Annotated in this window: 19 protein-coding genes and 1 pseudogene; 7 read left to right on the top strand and 13 right to left on the bottom strand. The window is 71.7% G+C overall.

Annotated features, from left to right (window positions below; all coding sequences use genetic code 11):
- Positions 1 to 41: 41 nt before the first annotated feature.
- Positions 42 to 596, top strand: coding sequence for a dihydrofolate reductase family protein (locus MUY14_RS14805; protein WP_247023580.1), 555 nt, complete (start codon positions 42 to 44; stop codon positions 594 to 596).
- On the opposite strand, the gene MUY14_RS14800 is transcribed toward MUY14_RS14805, so the two are convergent.
- From MUY14_RS14800 to MUY14_RS14775, 6 genes are all read right to left on the bottom strand, one after another.
- The gene (locus tag MUY14_RS14800; RefSeq protein ID WP_247023579.1) at positions 593 to 1,141 is read right to left on the bottom strand and encodes a hypothetical protein; all 549 of its coding nucleotides are present in this window, start codon (positions 1,139 to 1,141) and stop codon (positions 593 to 595) included. The two genes, MUY14_RS14805 and MUY14_RS14800, sit on opposite strands and share 4 nt — an antisense overlap.
- A gap of 70 nt (positions 1,142 to 1,211) precedes the next feature.
- Positions 1,212 to 2,894, bottom strand: coding sequence for a ubiquitin activation protein (locus MUY14_RS14795; protein WP_247023578.1), 1,683 nt, complete (start codon positions 2,892 to 2,894; stop codon positions 1,212 to 1,214).
- A 217-nt stretch (positions 2,895 to 3,111) separates the two neighbouring features.
- The gene (locus tag MUY14_RS14790) at positions 3,112 to 3,966 is read right to left on the bottom strand and encodes an Asp23/Gls24 family envelope stress response protein (RefSeq protein ID WP_247023577.1); all 855 of its coding nucleotides are present in this window, start codon (positions 3,964 to 3,966) and stop codon (positions 3,112 to 3,114) included.
- A 238-nt stretch (positions 3,967 to 4,204) separates the two neighbouring features.
- Positions 4,205 to 5,428, bottom strand: coding sequence for an SGNH/GDSL hydrolase family protein (locus MUY14_RS14785; protein ID WP_247023576.1), 1,224 nt, complete (start codon positions 5,426 to 5,428; stop codon positions 4,205 to 4,207).
- Positions 5,425 to 7,722, bottom strand: coding sequence for a beta-glucosidase (locus MUY14_RS14780; RefSeq protein WP_247023575.1), 2,298 nt, complete (start codon positions 7,720 to 7,722; stop codon positions 5,425 to 5,427). Before MUY14_RS14780 ends, MUY14_RS14785 begins: the two co-directional genes overlap by 4 nt.
- Positions 7,723 to 7,799: 77 nt before the next feature.
- Positions 7,800 to 8,804, bottom strand: a complete 1,005-nt coding sequence (locus MUY14_RS14775) for a LacI family DNA-binding transcriptional regulator (protein WP_247023574.1) — start codon at positions 8,802 to 8,804, stop codon at positions 7,800 to 7,802.
- A 151-nt stretch (positions 8,805 to 8,955) separates the two neighbouring features.
- Between MUY14_RS14775 and MUY14_RS14770 the strand changes: the two genes are divergently transcribed.
- From MUY14_RS14770 to MUY14_RS14755, 4 genes are read left to right on the top strand one after another with little or no spacing between them, the layout of a single operon-like run.
- Positions 8,956 to 10,251 carry an extracellular solute-binding protein gene (locus tag MUY14_RS14770; protein WP_247023573.1) on the top strand — a complete coding sequence of 432 codons (1,296 nt, stop codon included), beginning with the start codon at positions 8,956 to 8,958 and terminating at the stop codon, positions 10,249 to 10,251.
- The gene (locus MUY14_RS14765) at positions 10,248 to 11,219 is read left to right on the top strand and encodes a carbohydrate ABC transporter permease (RefSeq protein WP_247023572.1); all 972 of its coding nucleotides are present in this window, start codon (positions 10,248 to 10,250) and stop codon (positions 11,217 to 11,219) included. The genes MUY14_RS14770 and MUY14_RS14765 overlap by 4 nt, the downstream gene beginning before the upstream one ends.
- The gene (locus tag MUY14_RS14760) at positions 11,219 to 12,043 is read left to right on the top strand and encodes a carbohydrate ABC transporter permease (protein ID WP_247023571.1); all 825 of its coding nucleotides are present in this window, start codon (positions 11,219 to 11,221) and stop codon (positions 12,041 to 12,043) included. The genes MUY14_RS14765 and MUY14_RS14760 overlap by 1 nt, the downstream gene beginning before the upstream one ends.
- A 15-nt stretch (positions 12,044 to 12,058) precedes the next feature.
- Entirely contained in the window at positions 12,059 to 15,037 is a 2,979-nt protein-coding gene (locus MUY14_RS14755; protein ID WP_247023570.1) for a glycosyl hydrolase 115 family protein, read from the top strand.
- Positions 15,038 to 15,152: 115 nt separating this feature from the next.
- Here the strand turns inward: MUY14_RS14755 and MUY14_RS14750 are convergent, their stop codons facing one another.
- Positions 15,153 to 16,223 carry a LacI family DNA-binding transcriptional regulator gene (locus MUY14_RS14750; RefSeq protein WP_247023569.1) on the bottom strand — a complete coding sequence of 357 codons (1,071 nt, stop codon included), beginning with the start codon at positions 16,221 to 16,223 and terminating at the stop codon, positions 15,153 to 15,155.
- Between the two features lie 80 nt (positions 16,224 to 16,303).
- Between MUY14_RS14750 and MUY14_RS14745 the strand changes: the two genes are divergently transcribed.
- The gene (locus MUY14_RS14745; protein WP_247023568.1) at positions 16,304 to 17,320 is read left to right on the top strand and encodes an endo-1,4-beta-xylanase; all 1,017 of its coding nucleotides are present in this window, start codon (positions 16,304 to 16,306) and stop codon (positions 17,318 to 17,320) included.
- On the opposite strand, the gene MUY14_RS14740 is transcribed toward MUY14_RS14745, so the two are convergent.
- The 6 genes and pseudogenes from MUY14_RS14740 to MUY14_RS14715 all read right to left on the bottom strand — a co-directional run bounded on the left by MUY14_RS14740 (position 17,310) and on the right by MUY14_RS14715 (position 23,224).
- Complete coding sequence (locus MUY14_RS14740) at positions 17,310 to 17,852, bottom strand: polysaccharide deacetylase family protein (RefSeq protein ID WP_247023567.1); 543 nt, start codon at positions 17,850 to 17,852, stop codon at positions 17,310 to 17,312. The two genes, MUY14_RS14745 and MUY14_RS14740, sit on opposite strands and share 11 nt — an antisense overlap.
- Positions 17,853 to 17,907: 55 nt before the next feature.
- The gene (locus tag MUY14_RS14735; RefSeq protein ID WP_247023566.1) at positions 17,908 to 18,840 is read right to left on the bottom strand and encodes an acyl-CoA desaturase; all 933 of its coding nucleotides are present in this window, start codon (positions 18,838 to 18,840) and stop codon (positions 17,908 to 17,910) included.
- Positions 18,841 to 19,166: 326 nt separating this feature from the next.
- Entirely contained in the window at positions 19,167 to 19,370 is a 204-nt protein-coding gene (locus MUY14_RS14730; protein ID WP_086680104.1) for a cold-shock protein, read from the bottom strand.
- Between the two features lie 90 nt (positions 19,371 to 19,460).
- Entirely contained in the window at positions 19,461 to 20,756 is a 1,296-nt protein-coding gene (locus MUY14_RS14725) for a class I SAM-dependent methyltransferase (protein ID WP_396126802.1), read from the bottom strand.
- Complete coding sequence (locus tag MUY14_RS14720) at positions 20,738 to 22,129, bottom strand: FAD-binding oxidoreductase (RefSeq protein ID WP_247023564.1); 1,392 nt, start codon at positions 22,127 to 22,129, stop codon at positions 20,738 to 20,740. Before MUY14_RS14720 ends, MUY14_RS14725 begins: the two co-directional genes overlap by 19 nt.
- A 46-nt stretch (positions 22,130 to 22,175) precedes the next feature.
- Positions 22,176 to 23,224 (bottom strand): annotated as a pseudogene (locus MUY14_RS14715) (aldo/keto reductase).
- A 141-nt stretch (positions 23,225 to 23,365) separates the two neighbouring features.
- Here MUY14_RS14715 and MUY14_RS14710 point away from each other — a divergent pair.
- Positions 23,366 to 23,806: a TetR/AcrR family transcriptional regulator gene (locus MUY14_RS14710; RefSeq protein ID WP_247023563.1), complete on the top strand. Its 441-nt coding sequence runs from the start codon at positions 23,366 to 23,368 to the stop codon at positions 23,804 to 23,806.
- The last annotated feature ends 161 nt before the right edge of the window (positions 23,807 to 23,967 follow it).

The following is a 23,967-nucleotide window of genomic DNA, read 5'->3' as shown; positions in this document are numbered from 1 at the left end:
TCGACGCAGGGGTGAAGCGAACGCGACCCGAGGAGCACCCCATGATCCGCCTCTACATGTCCATGTCCCTCGACGGCTACATCGCCGGTCCCGACGACCGGCCGGGCCAGGAACTGGGCCGCGGCGGGGGACGGCTGTTCGACTGGCTCGACGAACGCCACGGTGCCGGACCCAGCGGCCGGGTCTACCGCGAGGCGTGTTCGACCGGCGCGCTGATCTCGGGACGGCGGACGTTCGAGCTGGCCGGCCGGTGGGGTGGCGACCACCACGACGGCGTGCCGATCAACGTCCTGACCCGCCACGCGGACCCGGCCGACGCACTACCCGGCAGCGCGCGGTACTTCACGGACGTGGTGGCGTGCGCCGAGGAGTCCCGCGCGGCGGCCGGCGACCGCGGGGTCATGGTGCACGGTGCGGGTGCGGCGCAGGCCCTGCTGGCGGCCGGCGAGCTGGACGAGCTGGAAATCGACCTGGTCCCGGTCCTGCTCGGCGGCGGACGGCGCCTGTTCGGCGAGTCGGACCCGGTCGAGCTGCGGCTGGTCCGCCGCCTCGAAGACCGCGACGTCACGCACCTGCGTTACGAGGTCGTGCGTTAGGACTGCTCGGCCTCGTACTGCGCGAGGATGTCGTGCGTCGCATCGATCAACGCCGGCGCTTCGCAGACCTTGGCGAAGATCTCCGCGTACTGCAGCAGCACGAGCCGCAGCCGCTCCAGTTCCGCGCGCAGCTCCACCGACTTCTCCCACGCTGCCTCGTGGACGACCACCGCCGTGCCGTCGGGACGGCTCGCCTCCCACTCCTGCAACGCCGGGTGCCACTGGGCCAGTACCGGGCGCAGGACCGCGTTCAGCATCCAGATCGCCAGGTGACCGAAGCGGTATTCACCCTTTCGAGGCGGCTTCGCCACGGACGGCCCGTACCGGCGCAGGATTTCCCGCGTCACGCCGAACAGCTGGTACAGCGAGCTGAGCGCCTCGCGCAGGATGCCGTGGTCCGGAGCCAGCGGGGCCACCGTGACGCGGGTGACCAGCTCGACGTACAGTTCCCACGCCGCATCGCGTTCGGCCTGGTCCGGGCGCCATTCGCCGGACAGTTTCGCCGGGCCCCAGCCCAGATCCACCCGCACCTTGTCGATGGGCATGTGCCGCCTCCCCGATCCGTCACCGAACGCAACGGCAGTCTACCTACGGTCGATCGTGCCGCCGTTCGTGTTACGGACCGTGCAGCTGCTCGTCGAGGTCGGCGTGGAAGCGGCCGGACTCGCACGGGCGGCCGAGCAGGATGCGGCGGGCCGCCTCGCCGCACAGCGCGCCGACGAGCGCGGCACCCGGTGCCGGCTCCGGCCGGTCGGCGTCCTCGATGGTCCGGAGCAGCTCGGTCCGGGAACTCGCGGTCAGCTCGAGGACGTCGACCGACTTCACGTCGCCGAGCAGGCCGTGCAGCAGCGGGCGGTCGGGTTCGCGGTCGAAGCGCTCGACGTCGAGCGTGCCGCGGCCGGTGGCCATCACGACCGGGATGCCGAGGTCGCGCGCGTACTCGCGGGCCGCGATCTTCGCCCACGGCGTAGCGCACCCCTCGACGAGCAGGTCGAGCCCGCCGGCGAAGAACCGCTCGATCGTTTCCGGGGTCAGTCCGGCACGTTCGACCTCGACGTCGAGGTACGGGTCGAGCTCGGCCAGCTGCCGGGCCGTCAGCACCGCCTGGTCGACGCCGATGTCGTGCAGGCCGCCGCGCAGGCGGTTCAGGCCGGAGGGCCCGAAGTCGGCCAGCTTGAACGCGCCGCCGATGCCCTCCCGCGCCAACGTCAGCGCCACGCTGTCGCCGTCCGACCGGCCGAGGACGCCGATCCGCTGGCCGGACAACTGCTTCCGGCCGGTGCGGGCCAGGTGGAACTCCTCGCGGGGCAGGACGTGCACCAGCCGCGCTGACCACGGGTACCACGCCCACGTGCCGTACTCCCACGGCTCGGTGCCGGCCAGCCGCTCGCGCTTCTCGCGCGCGACCTCGGTGGCGTCGCGGCACGCCGGTTCGCGGGCGCGGACCAGCTCGGTGAGCTGGTCGTCGATCGTGTCGTGGATGTCGCGGACAGCACCCGATGCCAGCAGCGCGTCGAGTTCGGCCGCGGCGTGCAGGACCGGCCGGAAGGTGTCGCGGTCGGGCGTCGCGGCGCCACGCGAGGTGACCCGGGTGGTGCGGGGTCCCGCGCCGGCGACGACCGGGAACTCGTCCCGCAGCCGGGTGATCAGGTCGTGGTGCTGCCCGCCGCCGTCGGCGACGCGGTGGAGCATGACGACGACGTCTTCGGTGTACTGCGGCACGTACCGGCGCGTGCCGCGGACGGGCCGGAAGCCGAAGCGCTCGTGGAAGCGGTCCTGGCCGTCCTTCGTGCCGGACGTGCCGATCACCGCCCGCGCGCCGAGGTGGTGGGCCGCGCCGATGGCCAGCGCGTTCAGGTGGAGCCCGAGCCCGAGCCGGCGGGCGCCGTGCTCGACGACGAGCCGGCTGGGCTCGAACACGCCCTCGACGGGGAACCCCTCGGCCGCCAGGAGTTCTTCGTAGTCCTGGTCCCCGAGGAAGTCGCGGGACCGGAAGAACGCGGCCGTGTCCGGTGTGGACAGCCGGACGTACCCGAGCGGCGGGCCGCCGGGACTGCGTCGCGCGAGGAAGTGCCAGGCGCCGAAATCGAGGTTCCGGTCGTCGGCCTGGGTGCCGTCCGCGCGGCGGAACGCGGGGCGCCGGCCGTGGTCGACCACGATGCGGGCGCGCAGGGCGCGGACTTCGTCGAGCGCCGAGTGGTCGCCGTCGCCCGGCCGCGGTGCGAGGAACGCGGTGACGTGCCAGTCGGGCGTGTCCGGCGCGGGCTCGCGCAGGCCGGGGCGGGTCAGGTGGGTCAAGTGTCGCCTTTTTCCGGAGATCGGGCCGGCGTGGTCCGGACCAGAGCGCGGAACTTTAGCAGCGCGGCCCGCACCCGGCTCGACGACGGCGGCGGGCCGGGAATTCTTTACCCACGGGGGAATCGCCGCACCACTCGAAGGAGTGGCGCGGGTGCTCGCGGTACGACGGAGAGCGTCCCGAGAGGGCGCCCGGTCCCGCGGGACCGGGCGCCCGCGGTCAGTCCGCTTCCGGGAAGTGGATGTCGGTGACGTGGACGTCCACGACCTCGACGTCGAGGCCCAGGTACTGCTCGACGGCGTCGATCACGGAGACCCGGATCTGCTCGCCGAGCGCCTTGACCGCGTGGCCGAAGGCGATCACCAGCGGGATGGTGATCCAGGCGACCTCGTCGGCGAGCTCGATCTTGATGCCGTCTTCGTCGACGCTGTGCACGCCTTCGGCCTTGGCGGTGACCCGGGTGACGATCTTCGCGACCACGCCGTCGGCGACCGTGGTGCTGCCGCGGGTGCCGGCGGCGGGCCGGACCTCGGCCGGGGCCGCTTCGGCGACCACGGTCTCGGCTTCGGCGATGACCGCCGCGGCGGCCGGTTCCACCTCCGCGACCGGCTCGGCTTCGACGACGGGCTCGGTCTCGGCGACGGGCTCGGCGATCGGCTCGGTGGCCGGCTCTTCTTCGGCGACGGTCTCGGCTTCGGCGACCGGCTCCTCGGTCGCTTCCGTCTCGGCCGCCGGCTCGGTGTCGTCGTCGGTGACGGCGGTGTCCGCCGCCGTGTCGTCCTCGGTGGCGTCGGCGTCGGTGTCGTCCTCGGCAACGGCGGCCGTGTCGTCGTCTCCGGCGCTGTCCTCTTCGAAGTCCGTCGCGGCCGTGTCGTCTTCGGCGGTCTCGGTGGTCTCGACCTCGGCCGTTTCCGCGGCGGCTTCGGTCTCGGGTGCGGAATCCGTGTCCTCGGCGCCGTCGGCCGGGGCCTCGGCGACCGCGGGTTCGGGCTCGGGGGTGCCGTAGGCGTACCCGCCGGAGCTGGGGTTTTCGTTCTTGGGGCGGCCGAAGATGCTGTTGATGACGTCGGACATGGGTTCCCTTCCCGGGGAGCGACGGCTCACTGTGGGGACGAACAGACGGGCGCCACTATAGGGTGAAGCCTGTGACGCGCGGCACAGGCCCCCACCTTCGAGACTCGCTTGTGTCCCAACGGATATCCGGCGCCCGCCGGGGTGATCACCGTCCGTCAGGTCCGGGTCGGCGATCCGTGATGACTCGCGGAAAATGACGTCCAGGAATTGTCCACTTTCCGCCCGGCCGGCATTTCTTTCAGTCCGTTCGGAATAGGCGCGCGGGAACGCTCGAACCCAATGCGCGATATCCGGCGGGATTGAGGTGCAGGTGGTCGCCGACGTCGTAGGCCGGCAGCAGGCGCGCCGGGGCCGCCGGGTCGCGGGCCACGCGGTCGAAGTCGAGGACCGCGTCGAAGTGGCCGGGGTCGCGGATCCACGCGTTCACCTGCTGACGCGCCGCTTCGCGCTCCGGTGCGTCGTAGCCGGTGTTGCCGCCGAACGGGGTCAGCGTCGCGCCGTACACCTCGATGCCGGCCGCGTGGGCGCGGACCAGGATCTGGTCGTAGGCGTCGATCAGCTGCGCGGCCACGTCCGCGGCGGCGGCCGGGGTGGCCGTGCCGAGGTCGTTGACGCCTTCGAACACGATCGCCCGCGACACGCCGCTCTGGGCGAGCAGGTCGCGGTCCAGGCGCGCCAGCACGTTCGGGCCGAGGCCGTCCTGCAGCACGCGGTTGCCGCCCGCGGCCTGGTTCAGCACGGCTGATGGGACCCGCGAGGCGAGGACGTCCGGCCAGCGGTCGTTGCCGTTCGTCGTCGAGCCGCGGCCGTCGGACAGCGAGTCGCCGATCACCGCCACCGCCGAGGCCGGGGACAGCACTTCGACGCCGCTGAGGAAGTACCAGTGGTCCACCGGGGTCGCGCCGGGCAGCTCCGGCGCGGCCACCTGGTCACCGGGCACCAGGTACGACGTCGTCCGCGAGCCCGGGTGCGAAGTGACCGACAGGGACGCCTGCCCGTGCGCCAGGTAGGTCGTCACGGCGACGTTCTCGAAGGGCCGCACCGGGAAGGGCAGCGGATCGGAGACCACCTGCGCGCCCACCGGAACCACCGTGCCCGCCTTGCCGTGGAACGTCACCGGTACCGCGCTGCCCGAGACGACCGCCGAGCCCCCGGCGGCCCCCGCGACCGGCCGCGCCACCGTGACCGCCGTGAGCGGCAGGGGCGCGCCGCCGAAGGCGTTCGAGAACCGCAGGCGGATGCGGGGCCCGCCGGCCGTGACGTGCGCCGTCTGCCGCAGGGAAGCGTTGTCCAGCACCCGGTCCGTGCCGGTGTAGGGCGCCGGCGGCAGGTTGCCCGGCTCGGTCAGCTGCGGCATCGACGTCCACGTCGCCACCCAGTGCGACGACGGCGGGCGGCCCGAGGCGCCGACGAACAACGCGGTCAGCAGCGCCAGCACGGCGATCAGCGAAGTGCGTCTCACAACGAGAACTCCGGGGTCAGGACCCGGTCGAAGCCGACGTGCCGGCGCGGCCCGGTCAGCGTGCAGTGCAGGGTCGCGACGATCTGCTCGCTCGACGTACCCACGCGCAGCTCGACGTCACCGGGGTCGACCTGGCGGCGCCCGGCGCGCCCGGTGTAGGAGGTCAGGTCCGCGTGCAGCCCGATGTCCAGCACCACGCTCGCGCCCGGGGCCACGGTGACCCGGCGCGCCGCGATCAGCTGCCGCTCGGGTCGCGCGACCTCGGCGACCGGGTCGTGCAGGTACACCTGGACGACTTCGGAGGTCTCGCGGTCGTGGTCGTTGCGCAGCGTCACCCGGACCCGGCAGACGCCGTCGGTCGGCCAGAGCGAGCCCGTCGCACTGACGTCCACCCAGGTCGCCGGGGCGTAGGAAAGCCCGTGGCCGAAGGGGAACAGGGGAGTGGGGTCGACCGTGCTCACCTCGCTGCGCCGGCCGAGCGGCGCCGCCAGGTAGGTCGACGGCTGGCTCGCGCCGGCCGCCGGGAAGCTCACCGGCAGCCGGCCGGCCGGGTCGATCCGTCCACCGAGGACGTCCGCCAGCGCGGGCGCGCCTTCTTCGCCGGGGTAGAACCCGCACACCACCGCGGCCAGCCGCGGCAGCTGACGCGAAAGCTCGTACGGCCGGCCCGAAAGCAGCACCAGGACCACCGGCTTGCCCGTGTCCAGCAACGCGTCCAGCAGTTCTTCCTGCCGGCCGGGCAGCCGCAGATCGGGCGCGTCGCAGCCTTCGCCGGACGTGCCGCCGCCGAACAGCCCGGCCCGGTCGCCCAGCACGGCCACGCACACCGCCGCGTCCGCGCACGCCGACACGGCTTCCGCGATCCCTTCGTCGTCCCCGCCGGTGACCGGGCAGCCGAGGGCGTAGGTGACGTCGTGGGCGGAGCGCAGCGCTTCCACCACCGTCGGCACCGAGACACCGAACGGGACGTCGGGGTGGTGCACGCCGACGTGCAGCGGGAACGAGTAGCAGCCGAGCATCGCGCCCGCCGCGTCCGCGCGCGGCCCGACGACGGCGAGCTTCGCGCCGGGGGCCAGTGGCAGCGTCCCGTCGTTGTGCAGCAGCACGATCGACTTCTCGGCCACCTCGCGCGCCATCGCGCGCGAGCCGGCGTCGTCGAGGTCGATCTCCTCCGGGAACTCGGGCGCCCAGTCCGCGTCGAGCAGGCCCAGCTCGCACTTCTGCCGCAGCACGCGTTCGAGGGCGCGGTCGACGACGGCGGCGTCGACCGCGCCCCCTTCCACCGCGGCGAGCAGCGGCTCGCCGTAGCAGTCCATGGTCGGCAGTTCCACGTCGATCCCGGCGGCCAGCGCCTGCCCGGCCGCGTCGCCGCGGTCGGCCGCGACGCCGTGCAGCCGGTGCAGGAACGCCACGGAGAAGTAGTCGGCGACGACCGTGCCGTCGAAACCGTAGGTGTCGCGCAGGAGCCCGGTCAGCAGCTCCGCGTCGGCGGCGGCCGGGAGGCCGTCGGTGTCGGTGTAGGCGTTCATCACCGACCGCGCGCCCGCCCGCAGCGCCAGCTCGAACGGCGGGAGCAGGACGTCCGCGATTTCGCGCGGCCCGGCGGAAACGGGCGCCAGGTTACGCCCGGCCCGCGAGGCGGAGTAGCCGACGAAGTGCTTCAGCGTCGCGACGATGCCGGCCGACTCGAGGCCGGCGACGTACGCGCTGCCGATCGTGCCGACCAGATACGGGTCTTCGCCGATGGTCTCTTCGACGCGGCCCCAGCGCAGGTCCCGGGCGACGTCGAGAACCGGCGCGAGCCCCTGGTGCACGCCGAGCCCGCGCATCGTCGCGCCGATCCGCGCCGCCATCCGCCGCACGAGGTCCGGGTCGAACGTCGCACCCCACGACAGCGGGGCCGGGTAGATCGTGGCCTGCCACGCGGCCAGCCCGGTCAGGCATTCCTCGTGCACCACGGCGGGGATCCCGAACCGGCTGCCGGCCGCGATCTGCCGCTGGGTGCGCGCCAGGCTGTGCGCGCCGATCACCGGGTCGACCGGGCGGGTGCCGAACACCCGGGTCAGCTGCCCGATGCCGTGGCGGACCAGGTCGTCGAAGTCGACCGACGGGTCGACGAAGTCGTGCTGGTGCGGGGCCATCTCGCCACCGGAGTCGATGCCGACCCACACGCCGTAGAGCTGGGCGAGCTTTTCGCGGAGGCTCATGCGGGCCATCAGCGCGCGGACGCGCTCGCCCGGGTCGGCTGTGGCGTCGCGCCACGGCTCCGGCGCCGTGGTGGGCTGCGTGGTCAAGGCTTTCCGCCCTTCATGAGAGATCTGTCGGGGGTTCCGGGTGGCGGAGCCCCCGGCCCGGGGCGAAACCCCGGATGTCACGGGAGAGATGGGGAGAGGGCCCGGGTCGAGTGCCGCACCACGAGGCCGGTGTCGAGGGTGACGTGGGTGCGCTCGACCGCGTCGCCGTTGATCAGCGCGATGAGCATGCTGATCGCCCGGTGGCCCATCTCGCGGATCGGCTGGTCGACAGTGGTCAGTGGCGGGGTGCAGAGCGCGGACTCGGGGACGTTGTCGAAGCCCACGACGGAAAGGTCGTCGGGCACCGAAAGCCCCAGCTCGCGGGCCGCGCCGACGGTCGCGATGGCCGAGATGTCGTTCGCGGCGAACACCGCGGTCGGCCGGTCCGGCCCGGTCAGCAGGTCGTGCGCGGAGGCCGCGGAGACCTCCGGGTCGTAGGCGCCGATCCGGACCAGGTTCTCGTCGGCCGGCACGCCCGCGGCTTCCAGCGCCCGCAGGTAGCCTGCCTTGCGCAGCGTCGCCGATTCGAGGTCGGGGCGGCCGGAGAGGAACGCGATCCGGCGGTGCCCGAGTTCCAGGAGGTGCTCGGTGGCGAGCTGCGCGCCGCGGAGGTTGTCGGAGTCGATGGTCGGCAGGTGCGACGGGCCGGTGTGCGGGTCGACCGCGACGACCGGCGTGCCGGGCACGGCTTCCAGCGAAACGGCGGGCGTGACCAGCACGGCGCCGTCGACGAGGGTGCCGGACAGGCGGGAGAGGTAGCGCTTCTCCCAGCCGGCCGGGTCGCCGGTGCGCCCGCCCGCGGAGTAGACGACGAGCTCGAAACCGCTGCCGCGGATGGCGTCCGCGGCTCCCTTGAGCAGCTCGGTCGAGAACGGTTCGAGGTCGGCGACCAGGATGCCGATGACGTTCGTCCGGTGGTTTCTCAGGCTCTGCGCCACGAGGCTCGCCTCGTAGCCCAGCTCGTCGATCACCGCTCGGACACGCGCGAGCGTCGCGGCGGAGACGCCGTAGCGCTCGTTGATGACTTTGGAAACCGTGGCCACCGAGACGCCGGCGCGGGCTGCGACGTCACGGATGGTCACCCTGGAACTGGGCTGCATCGGCTCAGACTAGCCATGTAAAACGTTATCGACAACGATTGACATCCGATTTGCCCCGGAGCAAACTCTTCGCCAACCCGGGCGCAGTCGCGCCCCGTCCAACTCGGCCGAAGTCGTCAGGAGTGGACCCACGATGTTCGCGAAGCACAGAATCCCCGTTCTCGCGGCCTTGGCAGCCGTCCTCCCGCTCGCCCTTTCGGCGTGCAGCGGGGGGAACGACGCGCCCGCGCAGCCGAGCGGGCCGGTCACCCTCACCTGGTGGCACAACGGCACCACCGATCCGATCAAGTCGATCTGGGAGAAGGTCGTCGCCGACTACCACCAGGCGCACCCGGACGTCACGATCAAGGCCCAGCCGCTGCAGAACGAGGACTTCCCGACGAAGGTCCCGCTCGCGCTGCAGGGGGCGGAGCCGCCGGACGTCTACCAGTCCTGGGGCGCCGGAGACCTGGCCTCGCAGATCACCTCGGGCAAGGTCGCCGACATCACCGACGCCACGAAGCCGTGGATCACCCAGACCACCGGCAAGTTCGGCGAGAACTGGCAGGTCGACGGCAAGCAGTACGGGGTGCCGTTCGAGCAGCACTTCGTCGGCTTCTGGTACCGCAAGGACCTCTTCCAGCAGGCGGGGATCACCACCCCGCCGAAGACGATGGACGAGCTGAACGCCGCGGTCACGCAGCTGAAGGCCAAGAACATCGCGCCGATCTCGGTCGGCGGTAAGGACCGCTGGCCGGACGCCTTCTACTTCAACTACTTCGCGATCCGCGAGTGCTCGGTCGACGTGCTCAAGCAGTCGGTGAAGGCGGTCAAGCTCGAAGACCCGTGCTGGACGAAGGCCGGGCAGGACCTGAAGAACTTCCTGGCCACGCAACCGTTCCAGACCGGGTTCGCGGGCACGCCGGCGCAGCAGGGCGCGGGCAGCTCGGCCGGCCTGGTCGCCAACGGCAAGGCCGCGATGGAACTGCAGGGCGACTGGGAGCCCGGCACGATGTCGGCGCTGACCGACGACAAGCAGCTGGATTCGAAGGTCGGCTGGTTCCCGTTCCCGGCCGTCACGGGCGGGCAGGGCGACCCGGCGGCGGTGCTCGGCGGCGGTGACGGGTTCGCCTGCACCACCCGCGCGTCGAAGGCGTGCGCGGACTTCCTGCAGTACCTGGGCAGCGAGCCGGTGCAGACGCAGCTCGCCGCTCAGGGAGCCGGCCTGCCCGTCAACACCGTCGCCGCGAAGGCGCTGAAGACCGACACGCTGAAGGCCGTCTACGACTACGGCACGAAGGCGCCGTACCTGCAGATGTACTTCGACCGGGCGTTCCCGACCGCGGTCGGCGCCGCGCTGAACGACGCGGTGGCGAACATGTTCGCCGGCCAGGGCACCCCCGAAGGCATCGTGGCCGCCGTCAACCAGGCCGCGGCGGGCAACAAGTGACCACGGCGACGAAGCCGGTGCGGACGGCGAACCGGCCGTCCGCACCGGCTCCGGGCCGCCGCGCGAAGCGGTCCGGTCTCGGCAAACGGCTCGAGCTGGCGCTGCTGCTCGGGCCGGCCCTGCTGGTGTTCGTCGGCTTCGTCCTGGTGCCGATCGGGATCGCCGGTTTCTACAGCCTCTTCAAGTGGAACGGCTTCGGTCCGCTCGACGACTTCATCGGCCTCGACAACTACGTCGACGCCTTCAGCGGCGAGGTGTTCCAGGGCGCGATCGTGCACAACCTGATCATCGCCGGGCTGTCGATCGTGGTGCAGCTGCCGCTGTCGATCGGGCTGGCGATGCTGCTGAACCGCAAGCTGCGCGGGCGCGCGGTGCTGCGCGCGCTGGTGTTCGCGCCGTACGTGCTCTCCGAGGCGATCACGGCGGTGATCTGGGTCCTCATGCTGCAGCCCAACGGGTTCGCCGACCAGGTGCTCAAGGGCGCCGGGCTCGGCGGCCTGATCCACAACTGGCTGGCCGACCCGGGCATCGTGCTCTACACGCTGTTCGCGGTGATCACCTGGAAGTACATCGGCTTCGGCATCATCCTGCTGCTCGCCGGTCTCCAGGGCGTGCCCGCCGAACTGCGCGAAGCCGCCGCGCTCGACGGCGCGTCGGCGTGGCAGACCACCCGGCACGTCGTGCTCCCGCTCCTCGGGCCGACCATCCGGATCTGGATCTTCCTCTCGGTGATCGGCTCGCTCCAGCTGTTCGACGTCGTCTGGATCATGACCACGGGCGGCCCGGCGAACGCGTCGACGACGATGGCGACCTACCTGGTCGACCACGGCTTCAAGCGCTACGAATTCGGCTTCGGCTCCGCGGTCGCGGTGATCCTGTTCGTCATCTGCTTCGTGTTCGCCCTGCTGTACCAGCGGTTCGCGCTCCGCCGCGACACCCAGGGCGCTCTGACGAGGATGGTGGGCTGATGCGTTCACGCCGGTTCGGCCTGTCGGCGGGCTACCTCGCGGCGATCGTCGTGCTCGGGGTGACCGTCGTACCGCTGCTGTTCGTCTTGCTCGGCGGGTTCCGCAGCAACGCCCAGCTCACCAACGACCCGGCCGGGCTGCCCGCCCCGTGGATCTCGGACAACTACGCCTCGGTCCTCGGCTCGAGCGCGTTCTGGACGTTCCTCGGCAACAGCGCACTGATCGCCGTGATCGCGACCGCGGTCGCCGTCGGCTTGGGCTCGATGGCCGGGTACGCGCTCTCGAGGTACCACTTCAAGGGCCGTGAAGCGCTGTACACGCTGTTCACGCTCGGCCTGCTGTTCCCGCTCACGGTGGCGACGCTGCCGCTGTACCTGTGGCTTCGCCAGCTGGGCATGCTCGAAACCTTCTGGGGCGTGGCGATCCCGGAGGCGGCGTTCTCGCTGCCGGTGACGATCGTGATCCTGCGGCCGTTCATGCACGCCATACCGGGCGAGCTCGAGGACGCGGCCGTGCTCGACGGCGCCACCCGGCTCGGCTTCTTCTGGCGCATCCTGCTGCCGCTGTCGACACCCGCGCTGACCACGGTCGGCGTGCTCGCCTTCGTCACCAGCTGGAACGCCTACCTGCTGCCGCTGCTCGTGTTCAACGACTCCGCGCACTTCACGCTCCCGCTCGGCGTCGCGACGTTCCAGTCGCAGTACTCCCAGGACACCGCCCGCGTGCTCGCGTTCACCGCGCTGTCGATGATCCCGGCGCTCGCGTTCTTCGTGCTCGCCGAACGGCGCATCGTCGGTGGGCTGACCGGATCCGTGAAGGGCTGACTCAGGAGGTCTCCCGTGCCGTCCGAGGTCCACCGCCGTACCTTTCTGCAGTTGCTCGCGCTGGCCGGGGCCGGTTCGGCCGCTCTGCCGGGACTCGCCGAAGCGGGGACCGGGTTCCCGTTGGTGTCGCGGGGAAAGGCCGCGACGATCGTGGTCGCCCCCGGCGATCTGCCGGGGGTCCGCCGGGTCGCCGGGGACCTGGCCGCCGACGTCGAACGCGTCACGGGCGTCCGCCCGGCCGTGTCCGATGTGGTGCCGGAGCACGGGCCCGTGGTGCTGGTCGGCACCCTCGGGCACAGCCCGCTGGTCGACGACCTGGTGCGGGCCGGGCGCCTGGACGTCCGGGACACCGCCGGGAAGTGGGAGACGTCGCTGAGCCAGGTCGTCGACGGGCGGCTCGTGCTCACCGGCAGCGATCAGCGCGGCGTGATCTACGGCGTCTACGAGGTTTCGCGGCGGATCGGTGTTTCGCCGTGGTACTGGTGGGCCGACGTCCCGCCGCGGCGGCAGGCCGAGCTGCACCTCCCGGGCGAGCGCTTCAGCTTGGGCACCCCGCACGTCAAGTACCGCGGGTTCTTCGTCAACGACGAGAACCCGGCGCTCGGCACCTGGGCTCCGGAGTACTTCGGGCCGGGCCACGCACCGGGCTTCCCCAACGGTTTCAACCACCTCTTCTACGCGAAGGTGTTCGAGACCATGCTGCGGCTGCGCGCCAACTACCTGTGGCCGGCGGTGTGGGGGCGGGCGTTCGCCGAGGACGACCCGCTCAACCACGCGACGGCCAAGGAGTACGGCGTCGTCATGGGTACTTCGCACGAGGCACCGATGATGCGCGGCATCGAGGAGTGGAACCGGCACGCCACCCCCGGGCACGACCCCTACGGCGGCACGGGGGAGTGGAGCTTCCGCCGCAACGGCGAAGCGATCAAGGCCTACTGGACCGACGGCATCCGCCGGATGGCCCGCGAGGGCTTCGAAGGCGTCGTCACGCTCGGCATGCGCGGCAACGGCGACGTCAGCCTGCCCGACGGTGACGGCATCGAGCTGATGGCGGAGATCCTCGCGGCCGAGCGGGACATCCTCGCGCGCGAGCTGAGCACCGACGTCCCGCAGGTGTGGACGCTCTACAAGGAGGTCCAGCGGTACTGGGTCAAGGGCCTGCGGCCGCCGGACGACGTCATCGTCGTGTTCACCGACGACAACTGGGGCAACATCCGCAAGCACCCGGACCTCTCGCTGCCGCCGCACCCGGGCGGGTACGGGCTCTACTACCACTTCGACTACGTCGGCGGCGGGCGCAACTACAAGTGGGTCGACACCGCGCTGATCGCGAACACGTGGGAGCAGCTGAACCAGGCCACCGCCTACGGGAACGACCGGCTGTGGGTGGCGAACGTCGGGGACATGAAGGGCAACGAGCTGCCGCTGCAGTTCTTCCTCGACTACGCCTGGAACCCCGCGGCGTGGCCGGCCGAACGACTGTCCACCTGGGAGCGCGAGTTCGCCGCGCTCAACTTCGGCCCCGCGCTGGCGGGCGAGATCGCCGGGGTGCTGCACGACTACGGGCGGCTGCAGTCGCGGCGGAAGCCGGAGCTGCTGAACCGGCGGATCACCCTGGCCGCAGACGGCACGATCACCTACGACGACCAGGCGACGCCGTTCAGCCTGGTGAACTACGGCGAGCTGGACCGGGTCACGGCGGAGTGGCAGGACCTGGGGGCGCGGGCGGCCCGCCTTTCCCCGCGGGTGCCCGCGGCCTACCGGGACGCCTTCTACGAACTGGTGCTGTACGAAGTCCAGGCCTCGGCGAACCTGTACGCGCTGCGGCGCGCGGAGTTCACCAACCTGCTGTACGCGACCCAGGGGCGGGCTTCGGCGAACGGGCTCGCCGCCGTCACCGAGGCGCGGTTCGCCGACGACCTGGCGCTGGCGGAGAAGTACAACACCGGCGTCGCGGGCGGGAAGTGGAAGGGCTTCCAGACCCAGCCGCACATCGACTACGGCGACGTCGAGCGGTACGGCCCGAACGCGCCGTGGCAGCAGCCGGAGCTGAACAACGTGGCCCTGCCGGACGTGATCTTCCCGGCGGTGCGCCGCCTCGACGTCCCCGCCGCGGCTTCGCTGGGGGTCGCGGTCGACGGGTCCGCCGAGGCGTGGCCGGGAGCCGCCGGCCGGCCGGTGCTGCCGGAGTTCAGCCCGTGGCAAAGCGCGCCGGCGCAGTACATCGACGTCTTCAACCGCGGCCGGACGCCGTTCCGCTGCACGGTCACCCCGGGCGCGCCGTGGGTGCGGGTCGAGCCGCGCGGCGGGCGGGTGGAGGAGGAGCTGCGGATGACGGTGCGGATCGACTGGGCCCGGGCGCCCCGCGGGACGACGGCGGTGCCGATCACGGTGTCCGGCGCCGGTTCGTCGGTGGTGGTGGACGCGGTGGCGCGGCACCGCGACCTGCCGGCGCCGTGGCGGCGCGGGTTCGTCGAGGCGGGCGGGTACGTGTCGGTGGAAGCCCCGCACTGCAGCGCGAACGTCGCTGTCGAGGGGACGTCGTGGCGGCGCGTCCCGGACCTGGGGATGACGCCGTTCCCGGTGACGTCGGCGAGCCGGAACCCGGGAGCGGGCCCGCGGCTGGAGTACCGGATGACGCTGTTCACGGCGGGCCCGGTCACGGTGTGGGCGTACCTTTCGCCACGCAACAACGTGCTGGCGGGGGACGGGCTGCGCTACGCGGTCTCGTTCGACGACGCGGAGCCGCAGGTCGTGAACATCACGAAGGCCACGGGCGCGGACGACACGTCGATGAACCGGCAGTGGGAGCGGACGACGTCGGACAACGTGAACCTGACGTCGACGGGCCACGTGGTGGGGGCGGCGGGCCCGCACGTGCTGAAGTTCTGGATGGTGGACCCGGCGGTGGTGCTGCAGAAGCTGGTGGTGGACACCGGCGGGCTGCGGCCGAGCTACCTGGGGCCGCCGGAGAGCATGCGGTGGCCGGGATGAGCGGAGCCGCGCAAGACCGTGGCGGGGCCGCCGGTGCTGTCGCGTCTCACCCGTCCCCGCGTCACTTTCACGGGAAAGTGCCGCGGCAGGGCTGGGGGTCCCCGCCGGTCGGCCGCTACCTCCGGCCGACCGGAAGGGCTTCGCTCGGCCGGTGCGCCGGGGTCGCCGTGCTCTGCCGGACCACCAGGCTCGTCGCCAGCTCCACCCGGTGGCTCTCCGGGTGCACCCCGCGCGCCAGCGAAATCGCCAACCTCGCGCCCGCCGCGGCCATCTCCTGGAGGGGCTGGCGGATCGTCGTCAGCTCCGGGGTCAGCCAGCGGGCGATCGGCAGGTCGTCGAAGCCGACCACGCTCAGGTCGTCCGGGATGCGCAGCCCGGCGCCGCGGGCGGCCTCGTACACGCCGAGAGCCTGCAGGTCACTGCCCGCGAACACCGCCGTCGGCGGGTCGGGGAGGGTGAGCAGCGATGCCAGCTCGCGATAACCCGAGCGGACGTGGAAGTCGCCGCGGCGGACCAGGGCCGGGTCGAACGCCAGGCCCGCGGTCTCCAGGGCCGTGCGGTAGCCGTCGATCCTCGCCCGGCTGCACAGCACGCCTTCCGGTCCGCCGATCATCGCGATGCGGCGGTGACCCAGGTCCACCAGGTGCCGGGTCGCGGTCAGGCCGCCCTGCCAGTTCGTGGCCCCGATCGAGGGCGTCTCCGGGCCCGGGGCGCCGGCCGGGTCGACCACGACCAGCGGGATGTCGCGGGCGCGCAGCTTGGCCAGCTGCCCGCCGGTGAAGTCCGAGCACACCGAAACGATGCCGACCGGGCGGCGGGCGAGGACGCTCTCCAGCCAGCTCTGGCCGGGGGTGTGCCGCCCGGACGATTCCGCGAGCACGACCGCCATTCCGTTTTCGCGGGCGACGCACTCGACCCCGCGGATGATTTCGAGTGCCCACGTGCTTTCGAGTTCGTGGAACATCAGTTCCAGCAATCGCGAACGGCGGGACCGTTCGTCGGCCCGGCGGCGGTAACCGTATTTACCGATGACCGCTTCCACCCGGGCCCGGGTGCTTTCGGCGACGTCGGGCCGTCCGTTCAGGACTTTCGAAACAGTCGGCACGGAAACACCGGTCTCGGCGGCGATCCGGGCGATCGTGACCCGGGACGCGGTCGGCTCGAGATCCTCGGACTTCGTTGTCATGGAGGAGATTCTAGGTCATCGAAACCTGATTTGAAACGCCTCGAAACTTTCGGTTCGCCATTGTCGATGGAAGGGTGAAGATGCTGAGAAGAATTCCGAAGAAACGCGCCGTGCTGGTGCTCGCGGCCGTCGCCGGTATCGCGGTGTGGCAGGCGCCTGCCGCGTCCGCGTCGGTTCCGCTGCAATACAGCACGAACCGCTACGTCGGGAGCGCGGTGGCCGCGTCCTACCTGGCGGCGGAACCCGATTACCGGGCCGTGCTCACCCGCGAATTCGACAACGTCACCCCCGAGAACGAGATGAAGTGGGGGACCGTGGAAGCCGTCCGCGGGCAGTACGACTGGTCGGGCGCCGACGCGATCGTCCGGTACGCCCAGCAGCACCACAAGACCGTCCGCGGGCACACGCTCGTCTGGCACTCGCAGCTCCCGGACTGGGTCGCCGCGCTGCCGGCCGACGAGCTCCGCCGCGTCCTCAAGGACCACATCACCACGGAAGTCAAGCGCTACCGGGGAAAGGTCCGCGCCTGGGACGTCGTCAACGAGCTGTTCAACGAGGACGGCACCCGGCGTGACACCGTCTTCCGGCAGAAGCTCGGCGACGGCTTCGTCGCCGACGTCTTCCGGTGGGCGCACGCGGCCGACCCGAAGGCGACGCTCTACATCAACGACTACAACATCGAAGGCCGCAACCCGAAGAGCGACGCCGTGTACGACCTGGTGAAGACCCTGCGGCGGCAGGGCGTGCCGATCGGCGGCGTCGGGATCCAGGGGCACCTGTCGATCCAGTACGGCTTCCCGGCCGAGTACCGCGCCAACCTGGCCCGGCTGGCGAAGCTGGGTGTGGACGTCGCGATCACCGAGGCGGACGTCCGCATCCCGACCCCGCCCGACGCGGCGAAGCTGGCCACCCAGGCGAGCTACTTCGGCCGGCTGTGGGACGGCTGCCAGGCGGTTCGCCGCTGCGTCGAGTTCACGACGTGGGGCTTCACCGACCGGCACTCGTGGGTGCCGGACGTGTTCCCCGGCGAGGGGGCGGCCTGCCTCATCGACGAGGACCTGCGCCCGAAGCCGGCCTACACCCGCATCAACCCCTGACCGGACCGGGGCGCAGGCCCCGGGCGGCCAGGTCCGCGAGGAGACGGGGCACCGCCTCGACGGTGGCCGGGCGGCCTTCGTGCAGCAGCACGACCCCGCCCGGCTCCACCGCCGAAGCCGCCGTGACGATCTCGCCGGCGGACGCGCCGGCCCAGTCGCGGGTGTCGACGCTCCACAGCACCTCGGTGAGCCCCTGCGCGCCGACGAGCGATGCCACGTCGGGGCCGGTGTCGCCGTAGGGCGGCCGGAACAGCACCGGGCGGACGCCGGTGAGCGCCGCCAGGAGGTCCTGCGTCCGGCGGACCTCCCGGTCGCGGCTCGCGGCGTCGAGGGCGGTGAGCCGCGGGTGCGTCCACGTGTGGTTGCCGATCGCGTGGCCCGCGGCCGCGATCGCCCGCACCAGGTCCGGGTGCGCCGCGGCGTGCTCACCCCAGAGGAAGAACGTCGCCCGCACGCCGCCGAGGGCCGCCAGCAGAGCCGGCGTGGTCGACGGGTACGGGCCGTCGTCGAAGGTCAGCGCGACTGCGTCCACCCGGACAAGGTCACCCGGCGCGGCCGCGGGGGCAAGGACTTTCGGCGGGGTTTCGTCAGCGGGCCAGCGCCGCGAGCCGCTTCGGGGTCGGCCAGCGGACGTTCCACGCCCAGCCGAGCTTCTCGAACGCCCAGATCACCCGCGCGGAGATGTCGATCTGGCCGCGCTGGGCGCCGTGGCGGGCCGACGTCGGGTCCGCGTGGTGGGTGTTGTGCCAGGACTCGCCCATCGACAGGATCGCCAGCGGCCAGAAGTTCGCCGAGCGGTCGCGGCTGGCGAACGGGCGCTCGCCGATCATGTGGCAGATCGAGTTGACCGACCACGTCACGTGGTGCTGGAACGAGATCCGCGCCAGGCCGGCCCAGAGGAACGCGGTCAGCGCGCCCCACCAGGAGAGCGTGATCAGGCCGCCGAGCAGCGGCGGGATCAGCAGGCTCAGCACGACCCACAGCGGGAAGAGCCGGTCGACGACGCGCAGGTCGCGGTCGGCGGCGAGGTCCGGGGCGAACCGCTCGACGTTGGTCTTGTCCCGGCCGAACAGCCAGCCCATGTGGGCGTGCCAGAACCCGCGGGCCAGCGCCACCGGGGAGGTGCCGAACAGCCACGGGGAGTGCGGGTCGCCCTCGCGGTCGGAGAAGGCGTGGTGGCGGCGGTGGTCGGCGACCCAGCCGATCACCGGGCCCTGCGCCGCGAGGCCGCCGGCGATGGCCAGGGCGATCCGCAGCGCCCGCTTCGCGCGGAACGCGCCGTGGGTGAAGTACCGGTGGTAGCCGACGGTCACGCCGAGTGTCGAGACCACGAAGAACGCGCCGCCGATGGTGAGGTCCAGCCAGCTGACGCCCCAGCCCCAGAACACTGGGACGGCGGCGGCCAGCGCGAGGAACGGGACCAGCAGGAACGTGCGGATGGTGATCAGCTCGGCGACGCTCTGGCGGCCGCTGAGCACGGGTTTGGGTATCGGGCGGGGAGCCTTCACGGAGGCGGTCATGCACTACTCGATTCGAGGATCTCGCCGCGCGGGACCTGGTCCTCGCGCGGGGGCCGGGGAGCGGGATCACCCGGCGGTCTGCGGTCTGGGGTGGTGGCCGGGCGTGTCGCCGCTCCTGCCGGCGATCGGCCCCGGTGGTCATCGCGGCATCGCCGCCGCCGGGGCTGCCACACCCGGAACCGGACGGCGACCGGTGGCCGCGGGCCGGGCGTGGGAAGGACTCCCGGCACCCCATACGTTACCGGACTGTTGTGAACCCGCAGTGTGGCCGCGCACGAAGAAGGCCCCCGCCCGGAACGGGCGAGGGCCTTCAGGTGCCTCGTGGCTCAGATGACGCTTACGCGCTGGGCCTGCGGGCCCTTCTGGCCCTGACCGATTTCGAACTCGACGCGCTGACCCTCGTCGAGCGACTTGAAGCCGGTGCCCTGGATCTCGGAGTAGTGGACGAACACGTCCGGACCCCCGCCGTCCTGGGCGATGAAGCCGAAGCCCTTTTCACCGTTGAACCACTTGACACTGCCCTGAGCCATACCAATACCTACTCTTTGTTAGTGAGCCGGAGCGTCCCGTTCGGACGTCCCGGTCTCGTCCCTATTCTCGCACTACTCCCCGTACCCGGGTCAAACCCCCCAGTCGGGTCGCAGCGGCAGACCCATCCCGCCGGCGCTGTCGGTGCGGACTCCGAGCACCTGGTGCAGCTCGATCTCCCGCCGTTCGAACGCCAGCCGGCAGGCCGCGAGGTAGAGCGCCCAGACGCGGCTGCGCCCGGCGCCGGCCTCGCCGACCGCCTCGTCCCAGTGCTCGTCGAGGTTCTCGCACCAGCCGGCCAGCGTCAACGCGTAGTGCTCCCGCAGGTTCTCCGAGTGCCGCACCTCCAGGCCGCTGTCGTGCATCGCCGTGACGATCTCACCAGGGGCTTCGAGCTCGCCGTCCGGGAAGACGTACCGGTCGATGAACCCGCGCGAGCGGTGGGCGACGCTGGTGTCCGGGTTGGTGATGCAGTGGTTGAGCAGCCGTCCGTGCGGCTTGAGCTTGCCGGCGAGGAAGCGGAAGTAGCCGGGCACGTTGCGCGCCCCGATGTGCTCGGTCAGGCCGATCGACGAGATCGCGTCGAACCCCGTTTCGGTGACGTCGCGGTAGTCGAGGTGGCGGATTTCGGCGCGATCGGCGAGGCCGAGGGCGACGATGTTCTTCTGCGCCCACTGCGCTTGTTCACGCGAAAGTGTGACACCGAGGGCCTCGACGCCGTAGTGCCGGACGGCGTGCGCGACCATGCCGCCCCAGCCGCAGCCGACGTCGAGCAGCCGCATGCCGGGCTTGAGGCCCAGCTTGCGGCAAACGAGGTCGAACTTGTTCGCCTGCGCCTCCTCCAGCGTCGCGTCCGCGGTCGGGAACACCGCGCAGGTGTAGGCCATCGACGGGCCGAGGACGAGCTCGTAGAAGCGGTTGGAGACGTCGTAGTGGCTGGCGATGGCCTCGCTGTCGCGCTCCTTCGAGTGCCGGAGCGCGGTCAGCCCGCGGCGGAACCGGCTCGGGTGCTCCTCGGCGGGCGGTTTGACCAGCCGCAGGTGGCCGGGGCCGAGCTTGCGCAGCAGCCACAGCCGGTCGGCCGCGGTGAGCTGGTCGACCTGGGCCGAGAGCGCGTGCAGCGCCGTGTAGAGGTCGCCGGTGACGTCCAGCGCGCCGGCGACGTACGCGCGGGCCAGGCCGAGGTCGCCGGGGGAGGACATCAGGTAGTCGAGCGCGAGCGGCGAGCGCACCTGGATGGCCACGGGGGCGTCGGCCGGGCCGCTGCTGCTGCCGTCGTAGGCGGTGATCGACACGGTGGCGCGGGGGCCGAGCAGCCGCTCGAAGACCTCGCCGACCGTGGTGCTTGCCTGGGTCACTTTCGTTCCTTTCACCGGCGGCGGACGCATTTTTCGTAGAGACCGAGCAGCCGCTCGCGCGGATCGTAGGTCCGCTTGAGCTCGGCGTAGGCGTCGCCGTTGTAGAGCCGCCAGAACTCGTCTTCGGAGTAGAAGCTGTCCGAATAGAGCGACTTGTGCCCGCCGAGCCGGGTGACTTCGGCCTCGATCATCCGGTTGTGCACGCCGTCGCGTTCGCCGGGCTCCAGCGGCACCGCCGACCAGAACCCGAAGTTGACGTAGAGCTCGGCGGGGTCGAGTTCGTAGAGCGGCCAGCGCACGCCGCCGGGGCGCTGCCGGAGCGGGCAGATCCAGACCGGGCTGATCGGGATCTCCCGCTCGAAGAACTCGAGGAACTCCGCCGCGCGGGCGAGCGGCACCTCGATGTCCTGCACGATGGTCTCCTCCGGCGGCAGGCGCCGGAGCTTGAGCAGCCGTTCGGCGATCTTGAACCGGCGGTCCAGCGCGACGGCCTTCCAGTAGACCGACGAGCGGAGCAGCCGGCGCCCCAGCAGCAGCCGCGGCAGCCGGTGCTGGACGCCGAAGGCGCGCGAGCACCAGAACCAGTCGGTGTCCCAGCGCCAGAGGTAGTCCCGGACGGTGAGGTGGTCGGTCTCGCGCCGCTGGATGGACCGGTAGTAGATGTCCAGCCAGGTGTAGTCGCTGGTCGCGGGCGCGGAGTCGGTGAAGGTGCCGAGCGTCAGGTAGAGCTCGTCCGGGCCGAAGACCGTGCCGTCGACGAAGTCCTGCTCGCCGCTCTCGCAGACCTCGCCCAGCGCGCTGAAGAACGTGTCCCGGTCGTGGTAGCGGACGTGGCGGAGCTCGACGAACGGCTTGACCGGCTCGAGCAGGATCCGCAGCCGCAGCGCGTAGCCCAGGGTGCCGTAGGAGTTGGGGAAGCCGTGGAACAGGGCCTGGTGCTCGTTGTCCGGCGTGGCGAGGACGATCCGCCCGTCGCCGGTGAGGATCTCGAGCTCGAGCACCGATTCGTGCGGCATGCCGTTGCGGAACGACGAGGACTCGATGCCGAGCCCGGTGACCGCGCCGCCGAGGGTGATGGTCTTGAGCTGCGGCACGACCAGCGGCATCAGCCCGTGGGGCAGCGTGGCGTCGACCAGCTGCTCGTAGGTGACCATCCCTTCGACGTCGGCGGTGCGGGTTTCGGGGTCGACGCGCAGCACGTGGCTGAACCCGGCGACGTCCAGTCCCGGGTGGCGGGACGCGGTCCGGGAGCGGAAGAGGTTCGAGGTGCGTTTGGCCAGCCGCACGGTGGCTTCGCCGCTGATCTCGGTGAGCTGCCGGCGCAGGGCGTCGACGCGGGCTTCGTGCTCGGGGAACGCCGGGCCCGGACGGGCTTCGGGCACCCCGGCCTGATCGATGGTCACGCCTCGATCCTGCCTCACGGACCAGGCAGGCGCACGGTCCCGGTGCCTACTTCAGTGCCATACCGGGGATGCGGGCGCGGATCGCGGCCAGCTCGGCTTCGTCGGAGACGCCCTGCCAGTCGTGGCGAGGGGTGTAGGGCGCCTCGAGCCCGCGCACGTCGTCGTCGGAGAGCACGACGTCGAGCGAGGCCACGGCGTCGTCGATCTGCCCCGCCGAACCCGCCCCGACCAGCGGCGCGGTCACCACGGGCTGCCGCCGCAGCCAGGCCAGCGCGATCTGCGCGCGGCTCACGCCGTGCGCCGCGGCGACCTTCCCGACGGCCTCGGCGATCGCGCGATTCGAGGCCTCCTCGGTGGGGGAGTAGAGCATGTCCGCGAAGGCACCGTCGGTCTCGGCGCGGGCGGTAGAGTGGGCGTCGTCCCAGGCGCGGGCGAGGCGGCCGCGGGCCAGCGGGCTCCAGATGATCGTGCCGACGCCTTCGTCGAGGCACAGCGGGATCATCTCGCGCTCCTCCTCGCGATGCAGGAGGTTGTAGTGGTCCTGCATCGAGGCGAACCGGGCCCAGCCGTGCCGCTGCTGCAGGTGGAGGGCCTTCGCGAACTCCCAGGCGGGCATCGAGGAGGCGCCCAGGTAGCGCACTTTGCCCGCTTTGACGAGGTCGCTGAGCGCTTCGAGGGTCTCCTCCAGCGGCGTGGCGTGGTCGTTGCGGTGCACCTGGTAGAGGTCGATGTAGTCGGTGCCGAGCCGGCGCAGGGAGTGGTCCGCCTCGGTCATGATCGCCTTGCGTGAGAGCCCCTTGCCGTTCGGGCCGGGTCGCACCGGGTGCCGCAGCTTGGTGGCGATCACGACGTCGTCGCGGTCGGCGAAGTCCTTCAGCGCGCGGCCGAGGATCTCCTCGCTGGAGCCGTTCGAGTACATGTTCGCGGTGTCGAAGAAGTTGATGCCCGCGTCGAGCGCGTGCTTGATCAGCGGCCGCGCGTCGTCCTCGCCGAGTGACCAGACGGGTGGCCGCGGTCGGGCTCGCCGTAGGTCATCGCGCCGATCGCGACGGGGGAGACGTCGAGGCCGGTGGTGCCGAGCTTCACGTAGTGCATGGGGTGCTCCTGCTGGCACGTACGGCACCCAGCGCAAGGCCGCCGCGCGCAACCGGGTCGCGATCATCGAAGCCGCGCACGAGCTGTTCGCGGCCAACCCGCTCGTGCCGCTGAGCGAGGTCGCGAAGCACGTGGGCGTGGGTGCCGGGGACGCTGTACCGCCACTTCCCGACGCGGGAGGACCTGATCCTGGCGGCCTACCGGCACGACATCGAGCGCCTGACCGCGGAGGCGGACGCGGTGCTGGAGCGGCAGCCGTCGGCGAAGGCGGCGTTCGTCGAGTGGTTCGAGACGCTCGCCGGTTACATCCGGTTGAAGCACGGGCTGGGCGACGCCCTGCACAGTGCCGCGGCCCAGGACGTGATCAGCGCTTCGTGGGCACCGGCGACGGCGGCGGTGAAGAAGCTGGCCGACGCGTGCGTGGCGGAGGGGACGATCGCACCGGGGCACGACCCGGCGGACATCATCATGCTGATGAGCTTCCTGTGGCGGGTGGCGAACGACGACGAGGGCGCGGCACAGGGACGGCGGTTGATCGCGGCGGTGTTTTCGGGACTGCAGGTGCCCCCGGCGGGGGTCTGAAGACGGACTCGGGTCGCCGAGCGTTCGAGCCGCGTGGTCCGGAATGGGCCTGTGCGGCGACAAGGACCGAGATCTCCTTTCGGTCAGGGTGGTGCGGCGGCCGCGAAGCGTGGGTTCTGCTGCACCGGGCAGGTGGCCACGGCGCCCGCCGCCGGACACCC

This window comes from Amycolatopsis sp. FBCC-B4732 (genome assembly GCF_023008405.1).
Classification (GTDB): domain Bacteria; phylum Actinomycetota; class Actinomycetes; order Mycobacteriales; family Pseudonocardiaceae; genus Amycolatopsis; species Amycolatopsis pretoriensis_A.
This window is presented reverse-complemented; position numbering and strand designations above follow the sequence as displayed.